This window comes from Streptomyces barringtoniae (assembly GCF_020819595.1).
Classification (GTDB): Bacteria; Actinomycetota; Actinomycetes; order Streptomycetales; family Streptomycetaceae; genus Streptomyces; species Streptomyces barringtoniae.
Window position 1 is genome coordinate 54305 of sequence record NZ_JAJHNP010000025.1, and the last position, 25744, is coordinate 80048.

The 25744-nt window shown below is 70.4% G+C and carries 25 protein-coding genes and 1 pseudogene; 15 read left to right on the plus strand and 11 right to left on the minus strand.

Annotated elements, in window-relative coordinates; translation table 11 throughout:
* Positions 1-26: 26 nt before the first annotated feature.
* Entirely contained in the window at positions 27-1508 is a 1482-nt protein-coding gene (locus LMU33_RS34575; RefSeq protein ID WP_228624894.1) for a multicopper oxidase family protein, read from the minus strand.
* Positions 1509-1866: 358 nt separating this feature from the next.
* Between LMU33_RS34575 and LMU33_RS34580 the strand changes: the two genes are divergently transcribed.
* Positions 1867-3837 (plus strand): potassium transporter Kup, encoded by a 1971-nt coding sequence (locus tag LMU33_RS34580; RefSeq protein ID WP_228624896.1) that lies wholly within the window; start codon positions 1867-1869, stop codon positions 3835-3837.
* Between the two features lie 224 nt (positions 3838-4061).
* Here the strand turns inward: LMU33_RS34580 and LMU33_RS34585 are convergent, their stop codons facing one another.
* Both LMU33_RS34585 and LMU33_RS34590 read right to left on the minus strand, forming a co-directional pair.
* Positions 4062-4787 (minus strand): phytanoyl-CoA dioxygenase family protein, encoded by a 726-nt coding sequence (locus LMU33_RS34585; RefSeq protein ID WP_228624898.1) that lies wholly within the window; start codon positions 4785-4787, stop codon positions 4062-4064.
* A gap of 108 nt (positions 4788-4895) precedes the next feature.
* Positions 4896-5333, minus strand: coding sequence for a hypothetical protein (locus tag LMU33_RS34590; RefSeq protein ID WP_003974483.1), 438 nt, complete (start codon positions 5331-5333; stop codon positions 4896-4898).
* Between the two features lie 572 nt (positions 5334-5905).
* Here LMU33_RS34590 and hemL point away from each other — a divergent pair.
* The 8 genes from hemL to LMU33_RS34630 all read left to right on the plus strand — a co-directional run bounded on the left by hemL (position 5906) and on the right by LMU33_RS34630 (position 14199).
* Entirely contained in the window at positions 5906-7222 is a 1317-nt protein-coding gene (gene hemL / locus LMU33_RS34595) for a glutamate-1-semialdehyde 2,1-aminomutase (protein ID WP_228625051.1), read from the plus strand.
* A 59-nt stretch (positions 7223-7281) separates the two neighbouring features.
* Positions 7282-7941 carry a histidine phosphatase family protein gene (locus LMU33_RS34600; protein WP_228625053.1) on the plus strand — a complete coding sequence of 220 codons (660 nt, stop codon included), beginning with the start codon at positions 7282-7284 and terminating at the stop codon, positions 7939-7941.
* Positions 7942-8098: 157 nt separating this feature from the next.
* Entirely contained in the window at positions 8099-9367 is a 1269-nt protein-coding gene (locus LMU33_RS34605) for a polysaccharide deacetylase family protein (RefSeq protein ID WP_228624900.1), read from the plus strand.
* A 139-nt stretch (positions 9368-9506) separates the two neighbouring features.
* On the plus strand, positions 9507-10097 hold the full coding sequence (locus LMU33_RS34610; protein ID WP_228624902.1) for a TlpA family protein disulfide reductase: 591 nt from the start codon (positions 9507-9509) through the stop codon (positions 10095-10097).
* Position 10098: 1 nt separating this feature from the next.
* Positions 10099-10869 (plus strand): cytochrome c biogenesis CcdA family protein, encoded by a 771-nt coding sequence (locus tag LMU33_RS34615; RefSeq protein ID WP_228624904.1) that lies wholly within the window; start codon positions 10099-10101, stop codon positions 10867-10869.
* Positions 10870-10872: 3 nt separating this feature from the next.
* The gene (resB, locus tag LMU33_RS34620; protein WP_228624905.1) at positions 10873-12597 is read left to right on the plus strand and encodes a cytochrome c biogenesis protein ResB; all 1725 of its coding nucleotides are present in this window, start codon (positions 10873-10875) and stop codon (positions 12595-12597) included.
* Positions 12594-13694, plus strand: a complete 1101-nt coding sequence (gene ccsB / locus LMU33_RS34625; RefSeq protein ID WP_228624907.1) for a c-type cytochrome biogenesis protein CcsB — start codon at positions 12594-12596, stop codon at positions 13692-13694. Before resB ends, ccsB begins: the two co-directional genes overlap by 4 nt.
* 25 nt (positions 13695-13719) lie before the next feature.
* Positions 13720-14199, plus strand: coding sequence for an SRPBCC family protein (locus LMU33_RS34630; RefSeq protein WP_228624909.1), 480 nt, complete (start codon positions 13720-13722; stop codon positions 14197-14199).
* 15 nt (positions 14200-14214) lie between these two features.
* Here the strand turns inward: LMU33_RS34630 and LMU33_RS34635 are convergent, their stop codons facing one another.
* The 6 genes from LMU33_RS34635 to LMU33_RS34660 form a co-directional block, all read right to left on the minus strand.
* Positions 14215-15630, minus strand: coding sequence for a condensation domain-containing protein (locus LMU33_RS34635; protein WP_228624911.1), 1416 nt, complete (start codon positions 15628-15630; stop codon positions 14215-14217).
* Positions 15631-15777: 147 nt separating this feature from the next.
* The gene (locus LMU33_RS34640) at positions 15778-16755 is read right to left on the minus strand and encodes an isopenicillin N synthase family dioxygenase (RefSeq protein WP_372478110.1); all 978 of its coding nucleotides are present in this window, start codon (positions 16753-16755) and stop codon (positions 15778-15780) included.
* Positions 16736-17185 carry a nucleoside deaminase gene (locus LMU33_RS34645; RefSeq protein WP_228624915.1) on the minus strand — a complete coding sequence of 150 codons (450 nt, stop codon included), beginning with the start codon at positions 17183-17185 and terminating at the stop codon, positions 16736-16738. Before LMU33_RS34645 ends, LMU33_RS34640 begins: the two co-directional genes overlap by 20 nt.
* A 75-nt stretch (positions 17186-17260) precedes the next feature.
* The gene (locus LMU33_RS34650) at positions 17261-17614 is read right to left on the minus strand and encodes a hypothetical protein (protein ID WP_228624917.1); all 354 of its coding nucleotides are present in this window, start codon (positions 17612-17614) and stop codon (positions 17261-17263) included.
* On the minus strand, positions 17611-18327 hold the full coding sequence (locus LMU33_RS34655; RefSeq protein ID WP_228624919.1) for a DUF6232 family protein: 717 nt from the start codon (positions 18325-18327) through the stop codon (positions 17611-17613). The genes LMU33_RS34650 and LMU33_RS34655 overlap by 4 nt, the downstream gene beginning before the upstream one ends.
* A 133-nt stretch (positions 18328-18460) precedes the next feature.
* Positions 18461-19435, minus strand: a complete 975-nt coding sequence (locus LMU33_RS34660) for a quinone oxidoreductase family protein (protein ID WP_228624921.1) — start codon at positions 19433-19435, stop codon at positions 18461-18463.
* A 55-nt stretch (positions 19436-19490) separates the two neighbouring features.
* Between LMU33_RS34660 and LMU33_RS34665 the strand changes: the two genes are divergently transcribed.
* Positions 19491-19874 (plus strand): ArsR/SmtB family transcription factor, encoded by a 384-nt coding sequence (locus LMU33_RS34665; RefSeq protein WP_228624923.1) that lies wholly within the window; start codon positions 19491-19493, stop codon positions 19872-19874.
* Positions 19875-20005: 131 nt separating this feature from the next.
* Complete coding sequence (locus LMU33_RS34670; protein ID WP_228624925.1) at positions 20006-20962, plus strand: DMT family transporter; 957 nt, start codon at positions 20006-20008, stop codon at positions 20960-20962.
* Here LMU33_RS34670 and LMU33_RS34675 read toward each other — a convergent pair.
* Together LMU33_RS34675 and LMU33_RS34680 are read right to left on the minus strand one after the other, a co-directional pair.
* On the minus strand, positions 20850-21740 hold the full coding sequence (locus tag LMU33_RS34675) for a LysR family transcriptional regulator (RefSeq protein WP_228624927.1): 891 nt from the start codon (positions 21738-21740) through the stop codon (positions 20850-20852). The genes LMU33_RS34670 and LMU33_RS34675 overlap by 113 nt on opposite strands.
* Before the next feature lie 14 nt (positions 21741-21754).
* Positions 21755-22027: pseudogene (locus tag LMU33_RS34680) on the minus strand (PLD nuclease N-terminal domain-containing protein); the annotation flags it as partial.
* Positions 22028-22102: 75 nt separating this feature from the next.
* On the opposite strand from LMU33_RS34680, the gene LMU33_RS34685 reads away from it, so the two are divergent.
* The 4 genes from LMU33_RS34685 (at position 22103) to LMU33_RS34700 (ending at position 25735) form a co-directional block, all read left to right on the plus strand.
* Positions 22103-23554, plus strand: coding sequence for a menaquinone biosynthesis decarboxylase (locus tag LMU33_RS34685; protein WP_228624931.1), 1452 nt, complete (start codon positions 22103-22105; stop codon positions 23552-23554).
* Positions 23551-24453, plus strand: coding sequence for a menaquinone biosynthesis prenyltransferase MqnP (mqnP, locus tag LMU33_RS34690; protein WP_228624933.1), 903 nt, complete (start codon positions 23551-23553; stop codon positions 24451-24453). The genes LMU33_RS34685 and mqnP overlap by 4 nt, the downstream gene beginning before the upstream one ends.
* A gap of 28 nt (positions 24454-24481) precedes the next feature.
* On the plus strand, positions 24482-25153 hold the full coding sequence (locus LMU33_RS34695; RefSeq protein WP_504967726.1) for a UbiX family flavin prenyltransferase: 672 nt from the start codon (positions 24482-24484) through the stop codon (positions 25151-25153).
* 126 nt (positions 25154-25279) lie between these two features.
* Complete coding sequence (locus tag LMU33_RS34700; RefSeq protein WP_228624936.1) at positions 25280-25735, plus strand: Lrp/AsnC family transcriptional regulator; 456 nt, start codon at positions 25280-25282, stop codon at positions 25733-25735.
* The last annotated feature ends 9 nt before the right edge of the window (positions 25736-25744 follow it).

The following is a 25744-nucleotide window of genomic DNA, read 5'->3' on the forward strand; positions in this document are numbered from 1 at the left end:
TGGGAGGGCACCCGAGGTCCGCGGGATCAGGAGCAGCGCAGCAGGATCATGAACCCGTAGTCCATGTGGAGCTGCTGGTGGCAGTGGAACAGGGACAGTCCCGGCTGGTCGGCGGTGAAGTCCAGGTCGAGGCTCTGGTAGCCGCCGAGCATGACGACGTCCTTGCGCAGGCCGTGGGTGGGGGTGCCGGCGATGTGCGTGATCTCGAAGGTGTGCCGGTGCAGGTGGAGGGGGTGGATGTCGTCGGAGGCGTTGCGCAGCCGCATCCGGTACCGCTTGCCGCGCTCGACGTCCAGTACCGGCCTGTCGGTGTCCAGGGAGAAGGGGACGCCGTTGAGGGGCCAGACGTTGAATCCCCCGTCGGCGGCGTTTCGCTTTTCCACCAGCAGGTCGATCGTGCGGTCGGGCCGCTGCGCGGCGGGGCCGGGACGGGCGAAGGCGCGGTAGTCCCAGGTGAACGCGGGCGGCGCGCTCCACCGCGGGGAACCGCTGCGGCCGGCGTACTCCACCACGGTGCCCATGCCGGCGTTCCGGTCGTCGTCCGACAGGTCTCCCAGCACCCACACACCCGGGTGGTTCATCTCCACCAGTGCCGAGACGCGTTCGGCGGTGCCGATCCACAGCACCGGCACGTCGGCCCGGCGGGGTACCGGGTTGCCGTCGAGCGCGACCACGGTGAAGGTGTGGCCGGGCAGGGCGAGGCTGCGGATCTCGGTTGCGCTGGCGTTGAGGACGTGGAACAGCACGCGCTGTCCGGTCCTGACCCTGATCGGCGGTCCGTGGCCCAGTTTGCGGCCGTTGACGCTGAAGGCGCGGTAGCCGACTTCGTAGCCGCGCGGCATGCCCCGGGCCAGGGAGCCGGCCATCGCCTGCTCGCCCCTGCGTTTCAGGTCCGGCACCGGGGAACCGGCGAGGAAGGTCTGGGGGACGTCCCCGCCGTGGCTGAGGGAGGGCTGGAACTCCTTCAGCGTCAGGAACACTTCCTGGTCGTAGGACCCCGGGTTAGCCTTCGGCTCGATGTAGACCGGGCCGGCCTGACCGGAGTACGTGGCCCGGGTCAGGTCACCGAGCGCTGTCACATGGGTGTGGTAGAAGCGGAAACCGGCCGGTCCGGGGGTGAACGACAGGCGCCGCATCCCGTGCGCGGGGATGTACGGCGTGCCCTCCTCCGCGGACCCGTCGACGCCGGCGGGAACCCGCTGGCCGTGCCAGTGCAGCAGCTCGGGGGTGGCCGTGTCGTTGTGGACGTCGACCACGACCGGGCGGCCTTCGGTGAACCGCAGGAGCGGACCGGGGAAACCGCCGTTGTACGTCGTGGTGGAGACGACCGTGTCGGGCGCGAGCTCGACCCGACCGGTCGCGATCCGCAGCGTGTGGTCCGCCTTCCGCGAGGGACCGGCCTCGCTCGTCACCGCCCGCGCGTCACAGCCGACGACCGCTCCGGCTCCCGCTCCGGCCAGCACGGAAGCCCCGGCCAGCCTGAGGGCGTCACGACGAGAGAGGGGCACGGCTCCGCCTCCCTTTCCCGCCCCTGGGGGCAACCCCGGCGGATTCGGGTCGGTTCCTGCGTACGCGCACATCCCACTATGCGGCGAATGTGCCGGAGCCGGTAAACCGGGCCCGGTAACGGGGTGAACCGGACCGGCGGCTGCCGGAGGTGGCGGCGACGGCTGCGGCCGAGGTGCCGCCCAGGACGGTGGGATCTCCTGCCCGCAGACGATCAAGGCGTCCCCCTACGGGCCGGCGGCGCGAAACGCCGTTCGAGGCCGAACGGCGCCCCCTGCCGGAGGTTGCGCCATGGGGTGGGTATCGTCCGCCCCGATGACCTGGCCTGCGGTTCAGCGGCCGGCACGGAGGAGGATCACCATGGCCGGAGGCCGGCAGGGGACCGCGTCGGACGACGGAGCCGTACCGCGGGGGCCAGGGGCTCCGGAGGCGAGCGCTCACGACTCGGTGCGCCTCGCGCTGGTGATCGGTGCCCTCGGCGTGGTCTTCGGCGACATCGGCACCAGCCCGATCTACACCCTCCAGACCGTGTTCAACCCGAGCGACCCGCACCCCGTCCCGGTCAGCACCGAGAACGTGTACGGCGTGGTGTCCCTGGTGTTCTGGTCGGTGGTGATCATCGTCCTGGTCACCTATGTGCTGCTGGCGATGCGCGCCGACAACGAGGGCGAGGGCGGCATCATGGCGCTGATCACCCTGCTGCGGCGATGGACCTCGCGGCGGGCCGGACGGACAACCGCCGTACTGGCCGCCCTGGGCATCTTCGGCGCGTCGCTGTTCTTCGGCGACAGCATGATCACCCCGGCGATCTCGGTGCTGTCCGCGGTCGAGGGACTCAAGGTCGTCCAGCCGTCGCTGGGCGGCGCGGTCGTACCCATCACCGCGGTGATCATCGTGGCGCTGTTCGTGGTGCAGCGCCGGGGAACCGCGGCCGTGGGCCGGGTGTTCGGGCCGGTCATGATCGCCTGGTTCGCGGCCATCGGAGCGTGCGGCATCGCCGGCATCGCCGACCACCCCGACATCCTCCGGGCGCTGTCACCGACGTACGCCCTGGGCTTTCTGTTCGGTCATTTCGGCACCGCCTTCTTCGCCCTGGCCGCGGTCGTGCTCGCGGTCACCGGCGCCGAGGCTCTCTACGCGGACATGGGGCACTTCGGTCGCCGGTCGATCACCCGCGCCTGGCTGTTCCTCGTCTTCCCCGCCTGCATCCTGAGCTACTTCGGCCAGGGCGCCCTGATCCTCGCCGATCCGCACAACATCAGCAGCCCCTTCTTCCTGCTGGTGCCCGGCTGGGGACAGTGGCCGATGGTCGTGCTCGCCACGGCGGCCACCGTCATCGCCTCCCAGGCGGTGATCACCGGTGCGTACTCGGTCACCTCCCAGGCGGCCCAGCTCGGTTACCTGCCGAGGCTGCGGATCGCGCACACCTCGGAATCCACCATCGGCCAGATCTACGTCCCCTGGATCAACTGGCTGCTCATGGTCTCGGTCCTCACCCTGGTCTTCGCCTTCCGCAGCTCCACGGCGCTCGCCTTCGCGTTCGGCATGGCGGTCACCGGCACCATCACCATCACCACCCTGCTGTTCTTCTACGTCGCCCGCGCGAAGTGGGGTACGCCCAGGTGGCTGATCGTCGCCGGCGCGAGTGTGCTGCTCTTCGTGGACCTGCTGTTCGTGGCGGCCAACCTGACCAAGCTCGTCCACGGCGCGTGGCTGCCGCTGCTGATCGGCCTGACCGTGTTCACCGTCATGACGACCTGGCAGCGCGGGCGCGAACTCGTCACCGCCGAGCGGGCACGGCTCGAAGGCCCGCTGCCCGAGTTCATCGACGATCTCCGCTCGGGCAAGGTGCCGACGCGCCGCATCCCCGGCACGGCCGTCTTCCTCAACCGGGGCAAGCAGACCGCACCGCTGGCCATGCGGGCCAACGTCGAGCACAACCACGTGCGCCACGACCAGGTCGTGATCCTCTCCCTGGCGACCGAACCCGTGCCCCGCGTCCCGGCCGACCAGCGGATCGTCGTCGACGACCTCGGCTACGCCGACGACGGGATCATCCACGTCACCGCCCGGTTCGGCTACATGGAGACCCCCGACGTGCCCGGCACCCTCGCGATGCTCGACCCGTCCCAGACCGAAGGGCCGCTGCACCTCGACCAGGCGTCCTACTTCCTGTCGAAGATCGAGCTGCGGCGCGGAAAGGCACCGACGATGGCCCCCTGGCGCAAGCGACTGTTCGTCGCCACCTCCTACATCACGGCCGACGCCGCCGAGTACTTCGGCCTGCCCCGCGACCGCACCGTCATCATGGGCTCACACATCGAGGTATAGGCCCGCCGGACACCGAACCGACGCCCTTGCCGTCCGCGAGCGCCCGTCGGGCCGCGGGAACGGGATCGCTGCCCGGCCGGCGCCCGACTTCAGCCGGGTGCCGGTCACAAGCTCGAACCAGAAAGCGGTCACGGTGCTCGACGGCCATGCCGCAGCCGACGGCGTCCGATCGCCACCGCATGCGTCGCCGCCGCCGGTACCGCCACACTCGACTCGGCCGGCACCTACTGCGACCTCAGGGGCCCGTAGTCGAGCCACGGGTCCTGGAGGAACTCGTCTCGACGGGAGGCGTGGTCCAGGGCGCTGATCCGGAAGTACAGCGCACGTCGCGTCTGCTCGGATGCGTAGTTGCCGCCGATGTTGTGGCCGAGGAGGTAGTGCGCGAGCAGCAGGTCCCCCGCCCGTCCCTTGATCTGCTCGGGCTCGGGCAGGTCGACCGGCGGGTAGGCGCAGAACATCTGCGGGCCGTGGTCACGGAAGTATGCGGCGTGCGTGAGATGCGTGCCCGGCCAGACCCAGAGGTTGCCGGAGTTCTCCGTGAGCTGGTCGGTCATCAGGACACCGGCGAGGAGCGTGAACGTGCCGCTGACCGGCTCGCCGGTCGGCTCGGGGTTGCCGGCATCGATGTGGGGCAGGCCGGGACGGTGTGAGTACGGCGGGATGTTCAGCGCGACCTGGACCTGCCAGGGGACCTCCAGTGTTCCGGCCCCGGCCAGTTCCTCGGCGAGAGCGAAGGCGGGGCTGCCGGTCAAAGGCGCCATCAGCGCCGGCTCGTCCTCGGTCCGCAGGAAGTAGAAGTGGCTGCCGCGCTTGTCGGCGGCGGGTGGATCGGCGGCGACGACCTCATCGATCCGCCGGGCCGCCCGGTCCAAGAGATCGTCCCGCACCACCTGCGGAACCACGACGAAGCCTCGCTCGGCGAACTCGCTTGTCTGACTGTCGCTCAACACCGGCAGCACCCTAGAGCGACAGCGCCCGCGGCAGCGACGGGATTTCTGCGGTCATGAAGGTGCCTGGGACGCCGGTTCGTGAAGCGCTGCCGGGGTCGCTGAGCCAGATCAGGGCCAGACAAGGCAATAAGGCTGATGCCCCGCCTCATGCAGCCGATGGCTGAAGTCCTGCCATTCGTGCAGCAACTGGTACACATTGAACGCATCCCGCGGCCCGCCGCGGTCCGGGACCGTCGACCAGATGAAGGCTGCCGCGCCGACCGCTTCCTCGCCGATGCCGCGCAGGGGGTCGACGACGGTCATGGGGAGCTTGACGACGGCGTAGTCGGGGTGGAGGACGACCAGTTCCAGGGGCGGGACCTTGTGCAGGGGGACGCCCTCGATGCCGGTCAGCACCATCGCGGCCATGGTCTCCGGCTTGATCTTGGTGAACATGCCGTTCATGCCCAGCTCGTCGCCGCCGAGTTCCTCGGGACGCATCGAGATGGGGACGCGAGCCGCGGTCGCGCCGTCAGGCGCGCCGAAGTATTTGTACGTCACCCCCACCCGACCACCATTCCTGCTCCCCGCCCTCAGGCGGTCGGCCCGGTGGTCGAGCCGGCGGTCCGTGGGCCGGTCGAGCTGGCTCTCCAGCTGCCGGTCGGTCCGCCGGTCGTACCGCTCGGGCTCACCCGGTACATCCTGCGTCTGACGTGCGTCGCTCTGCCGTGCTTCAGTCGATTCCTCCGCGTCGCGCCGGTGCCTTCCCCGCCGGGCACGCCGAGGACCCAGGTCATCAGTCCCCTCGCCCAGTCCGCCACCGCGATGCATATCTCCACCCGACTGCTTTTCTAGGACGCGTGGCCCCCGCCGCGCAACCCGATCATCGTGTCAGTGACCTCCCCCACGCCCGCCCGCCGAAACGTGCGGTGGAACAACAGTCCACGGGTTCTTGTCCGGCCCCTGATCATTACGTGCGTAACAGCTGTGTGTATCAGGTCTCAGTCTCGCAGATGGCGCCCCCGTGGCGCTGCGGACCGGAGGTCGGCCGCCTCGCGGTCCGCCCGCGGCCTACCCTGAGGAGGTCACCCAAGTCACCGGAGTCCGAGAAGCCGGAGAAGTCGCACGCCATGAGTGCCCTGAGCGAAACGCCCTATCCCTACGATGCGCCGGCCTCCCAGGCGCTCTTCGACCGCGCCTGTGCCGTCACGCCCGGCGGTGTGAACTCCCCGGTGCGCGCCTTCCGCGCCGTCGGCGGCACGCCCCGCTTCATGGTGTCCGGCCGCGGCCCCTACCTGACCGATGCGGACGGCCGGGAGTACGTCGACCTCGTCTGCTCCTGGGGGCCCATGATCCTCGGGCACGCGCACCCCGAGGTCATCGCCGCCGTCCAGGAGGCCGTCGCCCGCGGTACGTCCTTCGGCACGCCCGGTGAGGGCGAGGTCGCGCTGGCCGAGGAGATCGTCGCCCGGGTCGAGCCCGTCGAGCAGGTCCGGCTCGTCAGCAGCGGCACCGAGGCGACCATGTCCGCCATCCGGCTCGCCCGCGGGTTCACCCGGCGGTCCAAGGTGATCAAGTTCGCCGGCTGCTACCACGGGCACGTGGACTCCCTCCTGGCTTCCGCGGGGTCCGGTGTCGCGACCTTCGCGCTGCCCGACACCCCCGGCGTCACGGGCGCCCAGGCCGGCGACACGATCGTGCTGCCGTACAACGACCTGGAGGCCGTGCAGGAGGCCTTCCACCGGCACCCCGGCGAGATCGCGTGCGTGATCACCGAGGCCTCGCCCGGCAACATGGGCGTCGTGCCGCCGGAGCCGGGGTTCAACCGGGGGCTCAGGGACGCCTGCCACAAGAACGGCGCCCTCTACATCTCCGACGAGGTGATGACCGGCTTCCGCACCAGCCGCGCCGGGTGGTACGGGATCGACGGGGTCAAGCCGGATCTGATGACGTTCGGGAAGGTGATGGGGGGCGGGTTCCCCGCCGCCGCCTTCGGTGGGCGTGCCGATGTCATGGCACACCTGGCGCCCGCCGGGCCCGTCTACCAGGCCGGCACGCTCTCCGGCAACCCCGTCGCCACCGCCGCCGGGCTCGCCCAGCTGCGGCTGCTGGACGAGGCCGCCTACGACACGGTGAACGCGGTGTCCGCGCAGATCCAGGCCCTCGTCACCGAGGCACTGAACAAGGAGGGCGTGGCGCACCGGGTGCAGACCGCCTCCAACATGTTCTCGGTGTTCTTCACCGACCGGCAGGTGCGCGACTACGAGGACGCCAAGCGGCAGGAGTCGTTCCGCTTCACCGCGTTCTTCCACTCGCTGCTGTCGAACGGCGTCTACCTGCCGCCGTCGTCCTTCGAGTCCTGGTTCGTGTCGACGGCCCACGACGAGCGGGCCGTACAGAAGATCGCCGACGCCCTTCCGGCGGCGGCCCGGGCGGCTGCGGAGGCCACCGCGTGAGCAACAGCATCAGCAGCAGCGACAGCAGCAGGGACAAGGACGTCACCGTCGTCCATCTCATGCGGCACGGCGAGGTCGAGAACCCGACCGGGATCCTGTACGGGCGGCTGCCCGGCTACCACCTGTCCGAGCTGGGGCGGCAGATGGCCGACCGGGTCGCCGAGCACCTCGCCTCGCGGGACGTGACGTACGTCTGCGCCTCACCGCTGGAGCGGGCGCAGGAGACGGCCACCCCGATCGCCAAGGCGCACGGTCTCGACCTGGACACCGACGAGCGCCTCATCGAGGCCGGCAACGTCTTCCAGGGCAAGACCTTCGGCGTCGGCGACGGCGCGCTGCAGCGGCCGGGGAACTGGAAGCACCTGGTCAACCCGTTCCGGCCGTCCTGGGGCGAGCCGTACGTCGACCAGGTCGTGCGGATGACGGGCGCGCTGAACGCGGCCAAGGACCAGGCGCGCGGGCACGAGGCGGTGCTGGTCAGCCATCAGCTGCCGATCTGGATCGTGCGGTCCTACGTCGAGCGGCGCCGGCTGTGGCACGATCCGCGCAAGCGGCAGTGCACGCTGGCCTCTCTCACGTCCTTCACCTACCTCGGCGACAGGATCGTGTCGGTCGGCTACAGCGAGCCCGCCATCGATCTCGTCCCGGTTCACCTGCGGGCCGGTGCCAAGCCGCAGAAGGGCAAGGGCACCGCGCAGGGGAAGGCCTTCGGGGCCTGAGGTCGTCCGACCGCGGTTTTCTGACGGTCCGTTTGACGTCACCTAGGGTGTCTTTGCCGCAACTATTGCGAAAACCATAAGAATTATCGGAACCCCCCCGATCGTCGTGCCCTCTGAATGGGTGACCACCAGAAGGCGCGATGAATCGGGGATTTCCATGCGCACCGTCTCCCGGACCCTCTCCCGCCGGGGAATACTCGGCCTCGGCGCGGGTGCCGCTGCCGCCGCCACCCTCGCCGGCTGCGGGAGCCACACGTCATCGGACGGCGCCGGGCGGTCGAACGGTTCCGGCGAAGGAAAGAACGGCCAGGACGGAGGCGCGAGCGGCGCCCCGCAGGGTCGGCTCATCGGGGACGGCTCCACGTCGTACACCGGCAAGCAGCCGCACCAGCCGGCCGCGCCCGAGCCGCTGCAGCCCGGCCAGACCCCGCCGCAGTTCGTGGTCTTCTCCTGGGACGGCGCCGGCGAGGTCGGCAACGGGCTCTTCCCGCGCTTCCTGGACCTGGCCAAGCAGCACGGCGCGAGCATGACCTTCTTCCTCTCGGGTCTCTACCTGCTGCCCGAGTCGAAGAAGCGCCTGTACGTGCCGCCGAACAACAGGGTCGGCGCCTCCGACATCGGCTACCTCGCCGACGACCACATCAAGGCGACGCTGACCAACGTCCGCCGGGCCTGGCTCGAAGGCCACGAGATAGGCACCCACTTCAACGGCCACTTCTGCGGCGATGCCCACACCTCGGTCAAGTGGTGGACGCCCCAGCAGTGGCACAGCGAGATCAAGCAGGCCAAGTCCTTCGTCAAGAACTGGAAGACCAACACCGGCCTCACCGACATGCCGGCCCTGCCGTTCGACTACGACAAGGAACTCGTCGGCGGCCGTACGCCCTGTCTGCTCAACCAGGAGAACCTGCTGCCCACCGCCCGTGAACTGGGCTGGCGTTACGACGCCTCCTCGCCGGGCGGTCTGCAGATGTGGCCGGTGAAGAAGCAGGGGCTGTGGGACCTGCCGCTGCAGGAGATCCCCTTCCCCGGCAGGAAGTTCCAGGTCCTCTCGATGGACTACAACATGATGTTCAACCAGTCGCAGAACTCGACCAAGGCGCCGGCCTACAACTACCCGGCCTGGCGCGAGCAGGCGGCCGGGGCGTACATCGCCGGCTTCAAGCGGGCATACTTCTCGAACCGGGCGCCGTTCTTCATCGGCAACCACTTCGAGCACTGGAACGGCGGCATCTACATGGACGCCGTCGAGCAGGCCTTCAAGCACATCGCCCGGGCGAAGGAGAAGGGCGCCGACGTCCGGCTCGTCTCCTTCCGGCAGTTCTGCGACTGGATCGACGTGCAGAAGCCCGAGGTGCTCGCCAAGCTGCGCACGCTGGCGCCCGGACAGGCTCCGGCCGGCGGCTGGAAGACCTTCCTCGCGTAGCGTCCCGAGCGCTTCCCCGCGCGGCCTCTCGCACGGCCCCCTGCCGGAAATGTCCCGTGTAAATACGCCCTGAAATGCGGTTTTCCGCCCGGCAGGGGGGTGCCACAGATCGCCGGAACGGACATGCGAAACTTTTCACATGAGTACCCGTAGCCGCGCCGTCCTGCTCGGCGCCGTGGCCGCCGTCGCGGCCCTGACCCTGTCCGCGTGCGGCAACGGCGGCACCTCCGGCGGCGGTGGCAACACCAACTTCGTCACCGGCAAGAACGGCATCGCCACGGTCCCGGCGGGCAAGCGCGCGAGCGCCCCGGACCTGTCCGGCAAGACCATCGACGGCAGGACCCTGGACGTCGCCGACTACAAGGGCCAGGTCGTCGTCATCAACGTCTGGGGCTCATGGTGCGGGCCGTGCCGCGAAGAGGCGCAGTACTTCTCCAAGGTGTCGAAGCAGTACGACGGCAAGGGCGTGAGGTTCGTCGGCATCAACACCCGGGACACCAGCACCACTCCCGCGGTCGCCTTCGAGAAGGAGCACGGGATCAGCTACCCGAGCCTGTACGACCCCACGGGCAGGCTGATGCTCCGCTTCAGGAAGGGCACCCTCAACCCGCAACTGATCCCCTCCACGCTCGTCATCGACAGGCACGGGAAGGTCGCCGCGCGGGCCCTGGAGGCGCTCGACGACACCGCCCTGCTGAAGATGCTCAAGCCGGTCCTCGCGGAGAAGTGACGTGAGCGCACTGGTGACTCTGGCCGCGACCGGCCCGAACGAGACGGTGCGCAGCGGCGCCCTGCTGATCGCCCTGCCGGTCGCGCTGCTCGGCGGGCTCGTCTCCTTCTTCTCCCCCTGCGTCCTGCCCCTGGTCCCCGGCTACCTCTCCTATGTCACCGGCGTCGCCGGCACCGACCTGGCCGAGGCCCGGCGGGGGCGGATGGTCGGCGGGGCCGCGCTGTTCGTGCTCGGCTTCAGCGCCGTGTTCGTCTCCGGCGGGGCGCTGTTCGGCTTCTTCGGCTCCACCCTGCAGGAGTACCAAGGCACGCTGTCCAAGGTGCTCGGCGTGCTCATGATCGTCATGGGTGTCTTCTTCATGGGGCTGATGCCCTGGCTCACCCAGCGCGAGTTCCGCTTCCACAGGCGGCCGGCCGCCGGACTGATCGGCGCCCCCGTCCTCGGCGCCCTGTTCGGCATCGGCTGGACGCCCTGCATCGGCCCGACCCTCGCGTCCGTGAACCTCCTTTCCATGGACCAGTCGAGCGCCGGACGCGGCGCGGTGCTGATGATCGCCTACTGCATCGGGCTCGGCGTGCCCTTCGTGCTGGCCGCCGTCGCCTTCCGCAAGGCGCTCGGCGCGTTCGGCTGGGTCAAGCGCCACTATGTCTGGGTGATGCGCATCGGCGGCACGATGATGATCGTGACCGGTGTGCTGCTGCTGACCGGCGCCTGGGAGAGTCTGGTGCAGCAGATGCAGACCTGGTCCGACGGCTTCACTGTGGGGATCTGATCGATGAGCACAACCGAAACCGACAAGAGCCGGGACCAGGCGGGCCAGGACCAGGAGGACCTCGGCGCGGCCGGCTCCCAGCTGTCCACCGCCCCGCGCGAGGAGCTGTCCGCCGCGCCCGGCCTCGGCGTCATCGGCTGGGCCCGCTGGTTCTGGCGGCAGCTGACCTCCATGCGGGTCGCGCTGCTGCTGCTCCTGCTGCTCTCGCTCGGCGCGATCCCCGGCTCGCTCATCCCGCAGACCGGCGCCGACCTGAACAAGGTCGACGACTTCCGCAAGGCCCACAAGACGCTCGCGCCGGTCTACGACAAGCTCGGCCTGTTCCACGTCTACAGCTCGGTGTGGTTCTCCGCGATCTACATCCTGCTGTTCGTCTCCCTCATCGGCTGTATCGTCCCGCGCACCTGGCAGTTCGTCGGCCAGCTGCGCGGCCGGCCGCCGGCCGCCCCCAAGCGGCTGACCCGGCTGCCCGCCTACACGATGTGGCGTACGACCGCCGAGCCCGAGCAGGTGCGTGAAGCCGCGCTCGCCCTGCTGAAGAAGCGCCGCTTCCGCGCCCACGTCGCCGGTGACGCCGTCGCGGCCGAGAAGGGCTATCTGCGCGAGCTGGGCAACCTGGCCTTCCACATCGCCCTGATCGTGCTGCTGATCGCCTTCGCCTCCGGCCAGCTGTACAAGTCGGACGGCACCAAGCTGGTGGTGGAGGGCGACGGCTTCTCCAACGCGCTCTCGCAGTACGACGACTTCAAGTCCGGCAGCCTGTTCCAGAACGACGACCTCGTGCCGTTCAGCTTCGACCTGAAGGACTTCAAGGGCACCTACGAGCTCACCGGCCCCAACAGGGGCACGCCGCGCACCTACGAGGCGAAGATCGACTACAGCGAGGGTGCGTACGGCAAGCAGAAGTCGACCACCATCGAGGTCAACCAGCCGCTGCACATCGGCGACTCCAAGGTCTACCTCGTCAGCCATGGCTACGCGCCGGTCATCACGGTCCGCGACGGCAAGGGCAAGGAGGTCTTCCACGACGCCGTACCGCTGCTGCCGCTCGACGGAAACGTCACCTCCAACGGTGTGATCAAGGTGATGGACGGCTACCGCGACGCGCAGGGCAGGAAGGACCAGCTCGGCTTCCAGGCCTTCTTCGTGCCGACCTTCGACCCGAAGAGCGGCACGATGCTCTCCCAGTTCCCCGCGCTGGTGAACCCGCTGCTCGCGGTGAACGCCTACCACGGCGACCTCGGCGTCAACTCCGGTATCCCGCAGAGCGTGTACCAGCTGGACAAGACACACATGAAGGCGTTCAAGGACAGCAAGGGCCAGTTGCTGAAGAAGCTTCTCCTGCCGGGCGACACCCTCACGCTGCCGAACGGCGCCGGGTCCGTCACCTTCGAGAAGGACATCAAGGAGTGGGCCGGCTTCGAGATCGTCCAGGAGCCCGGCAGCGGCTGGGCACTCGGCGGTGCCCTCGCCGCGATCTTCGGACTGGCCGCCTCGCTGTTCATCCAGCGGCGCCGGGTGTGGGTGCGCGCGGTGCGCGGCGCCGACGGCGTGACGGTCGTCGAGATGGCCGGGCTGGGCCGCAGCGAGTCCGCCAAGGTGCCCGAGGAACTGGGCGACCTCGCCGGAATCCTCTACGACCAGGCGCCGGGGGCACCCGACCCCGACGACCACTCTTCAGAATCCCCCGACACCCCAGTCGTACCTGCCGAAGGGGCTGAGAAGTGACTCTCGCCGCCGCAACCGATCTCGCCGCCGCAACCAACGAACACCTGGCGAGCATCAGCAACACGCTGATCTACTCGTCGATGGCCGTCTACACCCTGGCCTTCTTCGCGTACATCGCCGAATGGCTCTTCGGCAGCCGCAGCAAGGTGGCCCGTACCGCCGCCGCGCTGACCGCGAGCACGGAGACCTCCGCGAAGGCACCCGCCGTCACCGTCAAGCAGGCCGGCGGTACGGCCGTGCTGGAGCGGCCCAAGGTCGTCGTCCGCTCGGCCTCCGGCGCCCGCGACGTACCGGACGGGCCGGGCGCGCACGGCGGGGACGCCCAGGGCGACCTGTACGGCCGGATCGCCGTCTCGCTCACCGTGCTCGCCTTCGTGGTGGAGCTGGCCGGTGTCGTCGCCCGCGCGGCCTCCGTCCAGCGGGCGCCGTGGGGCAACATGTACGAGTTCAACATCACCTTCTCCACGGTCGCCGTCGGCGTGTACCTCGCGCTGCTGGCGCTGAAGAAGAACGTGCGCTGGCTCGGGCTGTTCCTGATCACGACGGTCCTGCTGGACCTGGGCCTCGCGGTCACCGTCCTGTACACCGCGAGCGACCAGCTGGTCCCGGCCCTGCACTCGTACTGGCTGTACATCCACGTCTCCACCGCGATCTTCTGCGGCGCGGTGTTCTACGTCGGTGCGGTCGCCACGATCCTGTACCTGTTCAAGGACTCGTACGAGACCAAGCTGCAGACCGGCGGCAAGCCGGGTGCCTTCGCCACCTCGGTGCTGGAGCGGCTGCCCGCCTCGGCCTCGCTGGACAAGTTCGCCTACCGGGTCAACGCGGCGGTGTTCCCGCTGTGGACGTTCACGATCATCGCGGGCGCGATCTGGGCGGGCGACGCCTGGGGCCGCTACTGGAACTGGGACCCGAAGGAGACCTGGTCCTTCATCACCTGGGTCGCCTACGCCTGCTACCTGCACGCCCGCGCGACGGCCGGCTGGAAGGGCCGCAAGGCCGCCTATCTGGCGATGATCGCCTTCGGCTGCTGGCTGTTCAACTACTACGGCGTCAACATCTTCGTCAGCGGCAAGCACTCCTACGCGGGCGTGTGAGCCGAGGGTCGCCCACACTGGTGTCATGAGCGGTTCCATCGCACAGGGCACCAGCCAGACCCATGGGAACACGCACATACTCCACTTCCTGGTGCGGCTCCCGAGGCCCATGGAAGACGTCTGGCCGGCGGTGGCCACCCCCGAGGGACTCGGGGCGTGGTGCACCGCCGTCGACGTTCTGCAGCCCCGCCTGGACGGCGCGGTCACCCTGCGTGACCTGGGCTCCGGCCGGGTCACCGCCTGGGACGTGGACCGGGTCGCCGAGTACACCGTCGAGGGCGGCGGCCGGATCCGGTTCCATCTGGAGCGGGGCGGCGAGCGCGAGAGCGCGCTGCGCTTCACGCACGAGTTCCAGGGCGAGGCGGCGTCGGAGGCCGACTGGCGCAACAGATTCGAACGTCTGATCGAAGTCCTGGAGTCCACTCAGGGCCTTGCGGTGCCGCAGCCGCCGCAGCCGCATGAGCCCTCGGAGCCTTCGGAGCCCCTTCCCGGGCAGTTCACCTAGGGCGGCGCGGGCGGCTCAGGACACCGCGGACAGGCTGCCGTGGGTCACCGAGGCGATGTGGTCGCGCAGCCGCTCGACGTACAGGCGCAGGTTCTTCGCCGCCACGTCCGTGTCCGGATACCGGCTCGCCAGCCACAGCCCCTCGTGCAGCCGGTTCACCCACACGCACACCTGGTCCCCGTACGACACCCGCAGCAGCGCGTGCGCCCGCTGCTCGGTCCAGCGCTCGGCGCCGGGCACGGCCCGGGTGTCGACGTAGGAGACGATCGAGTACAGGTCCGGCGAGGCCGGCCGGAAGTCCGCGCCGAGCAGGCTCAGCACCCGGGCCAGCGGCATCCGGGCCAGCGAGCGGTTGGCCTGCAGCTCCGCGCGCACCGCCCGCAGGGCGTCCGGGAAGCCCGTCGTACGGCCCACCGGGACCTCGATCGGGGCGCCGCCCACGTACCAGCCGACCGAGTCGCTCCAGTGCGACTTCACCCGGGTGTGGAACGGCACCACCGTCCGGTACACCGGCTGCCCGCCCAGCTCGTGCACGATCAGCCCGGTCGCGGCCAGCAGGCCGACCAGGCTGCCGCCGTACGGCCTGCAGTACGCCTCGAACGCCGCCGCCCCGGCCGCGTCGGCCAGCGGCTCGCACAGCATCCGCTGCCTCGGCAGCGGGCCGCCCGGCTCCACGCCGAGGTCGACGGGGAAGCCCGGCAGCACGCCGTCGCAGCGCCGGATGAACGCGCGCCAGCGGCCGACGATCGCGTGCCGGGCGTCGATGCCGTCCGCGTCGGCCCGCTCCAGCTCGCAGAAGTCGACGTAACTGGCCGCCGGAGTACGGGAGTCGGGGCCGGTGCCGGTCAGGCCCGCCGTGTACAGCTCGTGGACCTCGCAGGCGATCCGGGTCAGGGAGTAGGCGTCGACGTTGCTGTGGTCGAAGGCCATGTACACGCTGGCGCCGTCGTCCCGTACGACCGCCGTGTAGATCAGGTTCGGCCAGCGCAGCGCGTCCGCGACGGTGTCGAAACGGTCCTGGAGGTGCTGGACCAGCTCGTCCGCGTCCGGGAAGTCGCCGGCCTCCTCCCGGTGCAGGGACACGTCGGCGGCGTCCAGGGTGAAGCGGCGCAGTTCGTCTCCCGCGGGGCCCGCCCAGCGGAAGCCGCTGCGCAGCGTCTCGTGCCGTACCGTCCAGCCGCGCAGCGCCTCCTGCAGCACATCGAGGTCGACCGGGCCCGGCAGGTCGAAGCCGGTGCCGAGCCAGGTCGGCACGAACAGCCCGTCCTCCCGGACGCACCTGGCGGTCCTGATGTGCGACTCCTGGATGTACGCCGGGGGCCGGCAGTCGTCCGGGAGCGCCGTCGCCGTCGCCACCGTCGCCGGGCTCAGTGTCCATTCGACGAGCCGTCCCGGCCGGACCTCGCAGCGCTGGATGTCAGTGATTCGCACGCGTCTCCCATCGCAGAAAGGGGGCCCTTGGTCGCGGGCCCCCTTCAAGGGCCAATGCCGTGGGACGCGAACGGGACATGCCCGCCGGGTTCGTTTCAGCGGAACGGGTGGCGGCTCGAACACGGGATTGACACGGAGGGGCTCGGTTCAGCCGACGGTGATCGAGTCCAGCTTCTCGCGCAGGTAGACATGCGAGTCCACCGGCGGGTACGTCACCCGGCCCACCGGCGCCGGCACGGACTCCACGAGGGTTCCCGGGGTGCACTCGCCGAAGTACACGAGCGACATCAGCTCCTCGGCGGGCGCTTCGACGGGCGGGGGCAGCACCCGGTGCCGCCCGGACCGCCACCGGTCGCCGGTCCAACGGGACAGCAGGTCACCGATGTTGATGGTGAGGGCGGCCGGGTCGTACGGCGCGTCCTCCCAGCCGCCGGCGTCGGTGTACACCTGAAGCCCGCCCTTCCCGGCCTGGCGGTCGAGGACGGTCACGGTGCCGAAGTCGGTGTGCGGCCCGATCCGGAACTGCCCGGGCAGCGGCGCGCCGACGACGTCCGTCCCCGGATACCAGTTGATGTTGAAGCCGTACGTCGGACGGTCCATGTGCCGGGAGAAGAAGTCGGGCCGGAGCCCCAGCGCGTATCCGAGCAGTGACAGCAGCTCCTTCTCCAGGGCGGCCATGCGCGACAGATACGTCCTGCACAGGCCCCTGAGCCCCGGCACCTCGGCGGGCCACACATTGGGCGCGTACCACTCGGCGTTGACGACCGGGTCCTCGAACGGCTCGTCCGTCGCGAAGGTCAGCGACTCCTTCAGGTCGGGCGGTGTCTCGGTACCCTCCGCGTACCCGTTGGCCTCGGCACCGGGCCCGAGCCAGCCCCGGCCGCCGACCTTCGCCTCGTACCGCCGCTTGACCTCGTCCGGGAGCAGGAAGAACTCCCGTGCCGCCCGCCGGATCGCGGCCCGCAGCTCCGGCTCCACCCCGTGCCCGGTGACCAGCAGGAACCCGGCGGTCTGCAGCGCCTGGTCGACGGTACGGGCGAGCGCGGCGCGGGCCTCCTCGCCGCCGGCCAGCCAGGGGCGCAGGTCGATGGTGGGAACAGGCGCGTCACTCACCGATGTCCTCATTCCACAGCTCGGGGTTGTCCTTGACGAAGGCGCGCAGCACCGCGATGCACTCGGGGTCCTCCAGAACCAGGATCTCCACGCCGTGCTCGGCCAGCCACTCATGGCCGCCGTGGAAGGTGGTGGCCTCGCCGATCACCACCCGGGAGATCCCGAACTGGCGGATCAGGCCGCTGCAGTACCAGCAGGGGGAGAGGGTGGTGACCATGGTGGTGCCACGGTACGTGCGCTGCCGTCCCGCCGCGCGGAAGGCGGCGGTCTCCGCGTGGGTGGCGGGGTCGGCGTCCTGGACCCGGCGGTTGCGGCCCCGGCCGAGGAGGGTGCCGTCGGGGGCGTAGAGGGCGGCACCGATCGGGATGCCGCCCTCGGCCAGGCCTGCGCGGGCCTCCTGCACGGCGGTGGCGAGCCAGGCCCGGGCCTGTCGTTCGTCCATGGCCCCACTGTGCTGGGCGGGGGGAGCGCGGGGCAACGGGGGGTGGAGGCGCTTGCCCGGCGCACCCTCCGCCGGCTAGCCGCCGATCATCCCGATGACCGCCCGGACCGCCTCGGCCACCGGCTGGCCGACGGCCCCCACGGTGGTGGCGATCCCGGCGATCGCCATCAGCGCCCGGTGCCGCTCCTGCGGGGGCACGGCGGCGTCGGGGCTGAGGGCGGGCAGGGACTCGTCGAGGAGCCGGGCGCTGGGCGTCGCGACCTGCGCCCGCAACTCGGCGACCAGTCCGTGCAGTTCGGCGAGGGCGGCGGCCAGGGCCTGGTCCTGCTGCCCGGCTCCGCCCGCCTGGTTCCTGACGATGCCCTGGTTGCCCTGGCCGCCGTACATGTTGACGTTGTCGCCGTAGTAGTAGTTGTTCGTGCCGCTCATGCGCCGATCCCCACGTTTCCGCTGCCGCCGTACATGTTGACGTTGTCACCGAAGTAGTAGTTCTTCGGCGAGACGGTGAGGCTCTCCACCGTGACCTTGAACTCGACGTCCGGGTGATCGATGGCGTAGGAGATCTGGCCGACGATCTGGTCCAGGTAGCGCGGGTCCTGGCTGGTGACCAGCGCGGTCGACGCGCCCGAGGTCTCGACTGCGAGGACGTGCTGCGGGGCGGCGGTCAGGACGCCGATCATCTCGATCAGGAAGTAGATCTCGGCGACGGCGGCAACGATCCAGACGAACACGACATAGCCGGCGGCGCCGGAGTTGCCCTGCCCTCCGCCCGTGTTGATGGAGGCCAGCAGTCCCGGCAGCATCGCGAGGAAACCGACGACCAGTGTCACGGCGGTGTACCGCAGGAACCGCAGCACCGCCTCCTTGCGCTTGGGGCGCAGGACGAAGGTGTAGACGCGGGCGATGTTCTGCAGCGGGTACACCGCCGCCCCGATCCACAGGATCCGCTTGCTGACCCGCAGGTCGAGCCGGACCGGCGCCGGATGCGCCGGCGGCGCGGGGACGTCCGGCATGCCCGGCGCCGCGGCGGGCGGCGCGGGGGGTGCGGATGCCGGGGCCGGCGTGGTGGGTGCGGATGCCGGCCGGGCGGGTGCGGGCGGCGGGTCCTGGGCCGGGCGCTCGGGTGGCTGGCCGTTGTCCATCTGCTTCTGTCCCCCAGAGGTCAGGCGATCCCTCGCTACTCAGTGACGACCATTAACAACACCCCTGGTGGGGGATGGCAAGTCGTCAGGGGCCGCGAAGTTGCCCGAAGCAAGGGGCAGTTGGGGGGGCGGATCAGTCGGCCACGCGCAGCAGCAGCTTCCCGGTGCTCGACCGTCCTCCCATCAGCCGGTGTGCCTCCGCCGCCTCGGCGAGCGGGAACTCGGCCGTCACCGGCAGGGTCACGGTGCCGTCGACCGCCTTCGCGAACGCGCGCTCCGACAGCCGGCGCAGCGCCTCCGGCGCGGTCCGGGCCAGGTTCAGGATGGAGAAGCCGGAGACCGACACGCCGAGCGGGTACAGCTCGGGCCGGCCCACGCTCCACGACCCGGCCCCGCTCGCGTTGCCGTAGGAGACCAGGCGTCCGAAGACCGCCAGCGAGGCCAGTCCGGCGCGCAGGGTGTCGCCGCCGACGGGGTCCAGCACCAGGTCGGCGCCCCGCCCCCCGGTCGCCGCGCGCAGCGGCTCCTGGAAGGCGCCGACGAACACCTCGTCGTAGCCGTGGCTCCTGGCGTGGGCGGCCTTCGCGGCCGAGGACACCACGCCGTACACCGCCCCGGCGCCCGCGGCCCGGGCGAGCTGTCCGACCGCCGTGCCGACGCCGCCGGCCGCGCCCTGGACGAGGACGGTCTCGCCGGGCTGGAGCCGGCCGACGGTGTGGACGAGGGCGTAGGCCGTGGGCAGCACCGTCGGCAGGGTCGCGGCGGTGCGCAGGTCCAGGCCGGAGGGGACCGGGAAGACGGTCGTCGCCTCGGCCACCGCCACCTCCGCGTACGCGCCGCCCTCGGTGAGCGCGACCACCTCCTGGCCGACGGCCAGGCCGGTGACGCCGGTGCCGAGCGCGCGGACGCGGCCGGAGACCTCCAGGCCGGGCACGTACGGCAGCGCGGGCACCCGGTAGCCCTCCGCGCGGGCCTTGAGGTCGGCGAAGTTCACGCCGGTGTAGGCCACGTCGATGCTGACCTGCCCGGCTCCGGGCTCCGGCACCTCGGCCGTCACCGGTCGCAGCACCTCGGGACCGCCGTACTCCTGGAACTCCACTGCGCGCATGCCACACCCCTGGCTCGACTCGACTGTTCAATCAAAAGCGAACACTCGCGAGTGTATGGTTTTCATCGAACACTCGGCAAGCGGAAGCGGAAGAGGGGAGCGTGGCGTGACCACCGGAAGTCACCGGGCCGCCCCGGAGCACACCCACCCCGACGACGTGCCCGTCCTCACGGCGCTCGCCGCCCTCGCCGACCCCGTGCGCCTCACCCTGGTCAGGGAGCTGGCCGGCTCCGCCGCCTGGACCCGCAGCTGCGGCAGCTTCGACGTGCCGGTCGGCAAGGCCGCCCTCAGCCACCACTTCGCGGTACTGCGCGGGGCCGGGCTGGTGGAGCAGCGGGACGAGGGGCCCCGGAGGGTCAACCGCCTGCGCCGGCCCGAGTTCGACGCCCGCTTCCCGGGGCTGCTCGACCTCGTCCTGCGCGACGACGAACCTTCCTGACGGTCCGGTCTCCCGTACCCGGTGGCCGACCTCCGGTGAACTGCGGGTATCGGCACCGCCGATGACCCCATCGGCAGCACCCCGTACTGGCGCGTGGACCGGCACCGGGGGTCCTTCGTAGCGTCGGCGTCATGACCTCAGAGACCAGGGGCACGGCCCAGCTGACCACCGCCATGATGCTCTCCGGCACCCTCGGCGTCTTCGTCGTGGAGTCGGGTGCCTCGCCCTTCGACGTCGTCTTCTTCCGCGTCCTGTTCGGCGCCCTCGCCCTCGGCGGCTATGTCGCCGCCCGGGGCTGGCTGCGCGACCACGGCTTCACCCGCCGCACCCTCGCACTCGCCGTCCTGGGCGGGGTGTTCATCGTCCTGAACTGGGTGCTGCTGTTCTCGTCGTACGAGCACACGTCCATCTCGGTGGCCACGGTCGTCTACCACACGCAGCCCTTCTACGTGGTCCTCCTCGGCGCCCTGCTGTTCCGCGAACGGCTCACCGCCGCGAAGGTCGGCTGGATCGCGGTCGCCTTCGCCGGTCTGGTCCTCGTCTCGGGCGTCACCCCCGGCGACTTCACGAGCGGAGGCTCGTACCTGCTCGGCGTCGGCCAGGCCCTCCTCGCCGCCCTGCTCTACGGCCTGTCCACCCTGGTCACCAAGCGGATCACCGGTGTCCGCCCGCACCTGATCGCCCTCGTCCAGGTCCTCGTCGGCATCCCGCTCCTGCTGCCCTTCGCGGACTTCGGCGCGATGAGCGGCACCGGCTGGAAGTGGGGCTGGCTCGTCGGGCTCGGCCTGATCCACACCGGGGTGATGTACGTCCTCATGTACGCCGCCTACGCCCAGCTGCCGACCGCGAAGATCGCCGTACTGGCCTTCGTCTACCCGGCCGTGGCGATGCTGATGGACTGGCTGGTCTACGGCCACCACATCGGGCTCGTCCAGACGCTGGGCGTCCCGCTGATCGTGACGGCGAGCCTGAAGGTCACCCTGGCCCGTCCTGCTCGGCGACCAGCCGCCGCGCCTGCTCCGCGAACAGCCGGGCGTGCGCCGAAAGCCGCTTCCCGGCCCGCCACGCCAGCTGCGTGCGAAGCGTGAACGGCGGCTCCCAGTCCAGCCGGACCAGAGAGCCCTCCGCGAGTTCGGCGGCGACCGTCACCTCGGGCAGCAACGCGATCCCGAGGCCGGCCGCCGCCGCGCGCTTGGTGGCCTCGATCGTGCCGAACTCCCTGAACTCCACGTCCCCGAAGGACCTCAGCTCCCGCTCGAACAGGTCCCGGTAGGCGCAGCCGGGCTCGGTGGCCAGCAGGGGCTGGTCCGTCAGGGCTGCGGTCGTCACCGGGGAGCCGCTCAGTGCGTGCCCCGGCGCCGCGACCAGCGCCAGCGGCTCCACCGCGAGCACGCTGCACTCCAGCCCCGGGTGCTCGGTCTCCTCCTCCATCAGGAACCCGACGTCGTAGGTGCCCTGACGCAGCGCCTGCCGCGTCTCGTCGCCGATGGTGGTGCGCAGTGCCAGCCGGACCCCGGGGTGGCGGTGGTGGAAGTACTCCAGCAGCGGCGGCAGCCGGTAGGAGGTCAGCGACTCCATGGTGCCGACGGTCAGCGTGCCGGAGGGCTCCTCCGGTTCGGTGACCGCCGTCCGGGCCTCCTCGGTCAGCTCGATGATCTGCCGGGCGTACGGCAGCAGCCGCTCACCGGCCTCGGTGAGCCGGATCCGGCTGCCGAGCCGGTCGAACAGCTCGACGCCGAGGGAGGACTCCAGGGTGCGGATCTGACCGGTCACGCTGGACTGGGCGTACGACAGCTCGGCCGCGGCCTGGGTGAAGCTCAGCACCGTGGCGACCTTCTCGAAGGTGACGAGCAGCCGGAGTTCCATCAGGCCTGCTCGGGATCGTCCTTGTTCAGGGACTTGAGGAACTCGGGGTTGTCGTCGGGTGCGACCCACTGCCCGGGCGTGGCACCGCCCGCCGGGACCGTCTGCCGCGCCCGGCCGGTGATCAGCCAGGCCACCGGGCCGACCAGGACCTCGCCGAAGAGCAGGATGATGATCACCCACATCACCTTCGGCAGGTGCCGCACCTCCTCTTCCGGGGTGTTCAGGCAGTCCACGAAGGCATGGATCCACAGGGCCAGGACCAGCAGGAACGGCAGATACCTGAGCATGGCGTGCGATCCCCCGACGAAGTGAGACGGCCCCGGTGACCGGGCCAGAGTAACGGGTGGCAGATACTGGGACACATGGCTTACGACGATCTTCGCTCCCTGCTGCGGGCGCTGGAGCGCGAGGGCGACCTCAAGCGCATCAAGGCCGAGGTCGACCCGTATCTGGAAGTCGGGGAGATCGTCGACCGGGTGCAGAAGTCCGGTGGACCCGCCCTGCTCTTCGAGAACGTGAAGGGCTCGGCGATGCCGCTAGCCATGAACGTCTTCGGCACCGACCGCCGCCTGCTGAAGGCGCTCGGCCTCAAGTCGTACGGCGAGATCTCCGAGAAGATCGGCGGCCTGCTGCGGCCCGAGCTGCCGCACGGCTTCGTGGGCGTGCGCGAGGCCTTCGGCAAGCTCGGCGCGATGACCCACGTGCCGCCGAGGAAGGTCAAGGAGGCCCCGGTGCAGGAGGTCGTCCTGCACGGTGACGAGGTGGACCTCGACCGGCTCCCGGCGCTGTTCACCTGGCCCAAGGACGGCGGCTCCTTCTTCAACCTGGGGCTGACGCACACCAAGGACCCCGAGACCGGCATCCGCAACCTCGGGCTGTACCGCCTGCAGCGGCACGACCGGCGCACCATCGGCATGCACTGGCAGATCCACAAGGACAGCCGCAACCACTACCAGGTGGCCGCCCGAAGGGGCGAGCGGCTGCCCGTCGCCATCGCCTTCGGCTGCCCCCCGGCCGTCACCTACGCCTCCACCGCCCCGCTCCCCGGCGACATCGACGAGTACCTGTTCGCCGGGTTCATCGCGGGCAGGCGGATCGAGATGGTCGACTGCAAGACCGTCCCGCTCCAGGTGCCGGCGAACGCCGAGGTCGTCCTGGAGGGCTGGCTGGAGCCGGGCGAGATGCTGCCCGAGGGCCCCTTCGGCGACCACACCGGCTTCTACACCCCGCAGGAGCCGTTCCCCGCACTGAAGATCGACTGCGTGACGATGCGGAAGCGGCCGCTGCTGCAGTCGATCGTGGTCGGCCGCCCGCCGACGGAGGACGGGCCGCTGGGCAGGGCGACGGAGCGCTTCTTCCTCCCCCTGCTGAAGATCATCGTCCCGGACATCGTGGACTACCACCTGCCCGAGGCCGGCGGCTTCCACAACTGCGCGATCGTCTCGATCGACAAGAAGTACCCCAAGCACGCGCAGAAGGTGATGCACGCGATCTGGGGGGCGCACATGATGTCCCTGACCAAGCTGATCGTGGTCGTGGACGCCGACTGCGACGTGCACGATCTGCACGAGGTCGCCTGGCGGGCCCTCGGCAACACCGACTACGCCCGTGACCTCACGGTCGTCGAAGGCCCCGTCGACCATCTCGACCACGCTTCCTACCAGCAGTTCTGGGGCGGCAAGGCGGGGATCGACGCGACGAAGAAGTGGCCCGAGGAGGGCTACACCCGCGACGGGGGCTGGCCGGACATGGTCCTGTCGGACCCGGCTACGGCGGCCCTGGTGGACCGCCGCTGGAAGGAGTACGGCCTGTGAGCAGCGCTTCCGCCGCGATCCCCCAGCCGGGACGCACGAAGGCCTTTCTGCGCCTGGTGATGATCGAGCACTCGGTCTTCGCGCTGCCCTTCGCGTACATCGCCTCGCTCACGGCGATGTACGAGTGGGACAGGAACATCCACTGGGGCCGGCTGCTGCTGGTCACCGTCTGCATGGTCGGCCTGCGCACGTTCGCGATGGCGGTCAACCGGATCATCGACCGCGAGATCGACGCCCGGAACCCCCGTACGGCTCACCGCGAGCTCGTCACCGGGGCCATGTCGGTCCGCCACGCGTGGACCGGCGCCCTGATCGCCCTGGTGGTCTTCCTCGGTGCGGCGGCCCTGCTGAACCCGCTGTGCCTGGCCCTGGCGCCGGTGGCGGTGATCCCCATGGTGGTCTACCCCTACGGCAAACGGTTCACGAACTTCCCGCAGGCGATCCTGGGTCTCGCCCAGGCGATGGGCCCGGTGGGCGGCTGGCTGGCCGTCTCCGGGACCTGGAACTGGGACGCGGCCGTCCTCGGCCTGGCCGTCGGCGTCTGGATCGGCGGCTTCGACCTGATCTACGCCTGCCAGGACGTCGAGACCGACCGCGAGATCGGCGTCATGTCGGTACCGGCCCGCTTCGGCATCCCGGCCGCGATCTGGGGCGCGCGTGCCTGCCACACGATCACCACGGCCCTGTTCGTCTGGTACGGCGTCGTCACCGGCGCGGGTGTTTTCTTCTGGTTCGGCCTGCTGATCGTCGCGGGTGCGTTCCTCTACGAGCACTCGATCGTCCGGCCGCACGACCTCTCCCGCCTGAACAGGGCCTTCTTCAGCGTCAACGGATTCATCGGCATCGCCCTGTTCGTGTGCGCGCTGCTCGACCTGCTGGTGCGGGGGCTGACCGTCTGACGGTCCGGTCCGCCGGTACGCTCAAAGTGTGAACGCAGGAGAATCGCAGCGCGTGCCTTGGATCGTGGGGGTTTCCGGTGCTTCCGGGACGCCGTATGCGGCGGCCGTGCTGCGCGCGCTGCTGGGGGCGGGGGAGGCCGTCGACCTGGTGGTCAGCCGGGCCTCGCGGCTGACCCTGCTGGACGAGACGGGCATCTCCTTCCGGGACGCCCACTGGCAGGACGACCTGCGGGAATGGCTGGCCCGGGGGGCCGACGGCAAGCCCGGGACCTTCGACGTGGACATCAGCGGGATGCGGTACTGGAGCGCGGGCGACCTCGCGGCCGGGCCGTCCTCGGGGTCGTACCCGGCGAAGGGGATGCTGATCGTGCCCGCCTCCACGGCCTGTGTCGCGGGCGTCGCGCTGGGCCTGTCCAAGGATCTGCTGCAGCGGGCGGCGAGCGTCACCCTCAAGGAGCGCCGCCCCCTGGTCGTGGCCGTACGCGAGACCCCGCTGAACGGCCAGACCCTGAGGCACCTCGTGGCGCTGGACGACGCCGGAGCGAGCGTCGTACCGGCCTCGCCCGCCTTCTACGCGGGCGCCACCCACATCCAGGACCTGGTGGACTTCGTCGCCGGGCGGGTGCTGGACGCGGCGGGCGTCGGGCACGGCCTGTACCGGCGCTGGAAGGGCGAACTGGGCGGCGGCACGGACCAGTAGCGCACAAGCAGTACCTCTCAGCACTCCCGGAACTTCTCCAGACCTCTCAAGACCCTTCAGATCTCCTAGACCTCTTCAGACCTCTTCAGACCTCTTCAGACCTCTTCAGCGGAAGGCTTCGATCGCATGGACGCGGTGGACAGGCAGCTCATCCAGGCCCTGAGGGAGAACGGCCGGGCCTCGTACGCAGAGCTGGGGCGCCTCGTCGGCCTGTCGGGCCCCAGCGTCACCGACCGCATCAACCGTCTCGAGGCGGCCGGTGTCATCACCGGCTACCGCGCCACGGTGGACGCGGCCTCCCTCGGCCTCGGCGTCGTCGCACTGATCGGCATCTCGCTCTCCGACGCCGCCGACCACGAGGACGTCGCCCAGCGGCTGCGGGACCTGTCGGAGATCGAGGACTGCTGGTTCATCGCCGGCGACGACTCCTACATGCTCAAGGTGCGGGCGACGGACGTGGACGGCCTGGAGAAGATCATCCGCCGGCTGTCCGGCACCAAGGGCGTCTCCCGGACCCGTACCACCATCGTGCTCTCCACCAAGTGGGAGAACCGGGTCGGGGAGCTGCCCGAAGAGGTCTAGGGATACCGT

Bases quoted from the DNA above. Each gene is read 5' to 3' on its own strand.
- LMU33_RS34580 (WP_228624896.1), top strand. From the start codon at position 1,867: ATGGCCGGAGGCCGGCAGGGGACCGCGTCGGACGACGGAGCCGTACCG.
- LMU33_RS34600 (WP_228625053.1), top strand. From the start codon at position 7,282: ATGCGGCACGGCGAGGTCGAGAACCCGACCGGGATCCTGTACGGGCGG.
- LMU33_RS34605 (WP_228624900.1), top strand. From the start codon at position 8,099: ATGCGCACCGTCTCCCGGACCCTCTCCCGCCGGGGAATACTCGGCCTC.
- LMU33_RS34610 (WP_228624902.1), top strand. From the start codon at position 9,507: ATGAGTACCCGTAGCCGCGCCGTCCTGCTCGGCGCCGTGGCCGCCGTC.
- resB (WP_228624905.1), top strand. From the start codon at position 10,873: ATGAGCACAACCGAAACCGACAAGAGCCGGGACCAGGCGGGCCAGGAC.
- LMU33_RS34630 (WP_228624909.1), top strand. From the start codon at position 13,720: ATGAGCGGTTCCATCGCACAGGGCACCAGCCAGACCCATGGGAACACG.
- LMU33_RS34640 (WP_372478110.1), bottom strand. From the start codon at position 16,755: ATGAGGACATCGGTGAGTGACGCGCCTGTTCCCACCATCGACCTGCGC.
- LMU33_RS34645 (WP_228624915.1), bottom strand. From the start codon at position 17,185: ATGGACGAACGACAGGCCCGGGCCTGGCTCGCCACCGCCGTGCAGGAG.
- LMU33_RS34650 (WP_228624917.1), bottom strand. From the start codon at position 17,614: ATGAGCGGCACGAACAACTACTACTACGGCGACAACGTCAACATGTAC.
- LMU33_RS34655 (WP_228624919.1), bottom strand. From the start codon at position 18,327: ATGGACAACGGCCAGCCACCCGAGCGCCCGGCCCAGGACCCGCCGCCC.
- LMU33_RS34660 (WP_228624921.1), bottom strand. From the start codon at position 19,435: ATGCGCGCAGTGGAGTTCCAGGAGTACGGCGGTCCCGAGGTGCTGCGA.
- LMU33_RS34665 (WP_228624923.1), top strand. From the start codon at position 19,491: ATGGTTTTCATCGAACACTCGGCAAGCGGAAGCGGAAGAGGGGAGCGT.
- LMU33_RS34670 (WP_228624925.1), top strand. From the start codon at position 20,006: ATGACCTCAGAGACCAGGGGCACGGCCCAGCTGACCACCGCCATGATG.
- LMU33_RS34675 (WP_228624927.1), bottom strand. From the start codon at position 21,740: ATGGAACTCCGGCTGCTCGTCACCTTCGAGAAGGTCGCCACGGTGCTG.
- LMU33_RS34685 (WP_228624931.1), top strand. From the start codon at position 22,103: ATGGCTTACGACGATCTTCGCTCCCTGCTGCGGGCGCTGGAGCGCGAG.
- LMU33_RS34700 (WP_228624936.1), top strand. From the start codon at position 25,280: ATGGACGCGGTGGACAGGCAGCTCATCCAGGCCCTGAGGGAGAACGGC.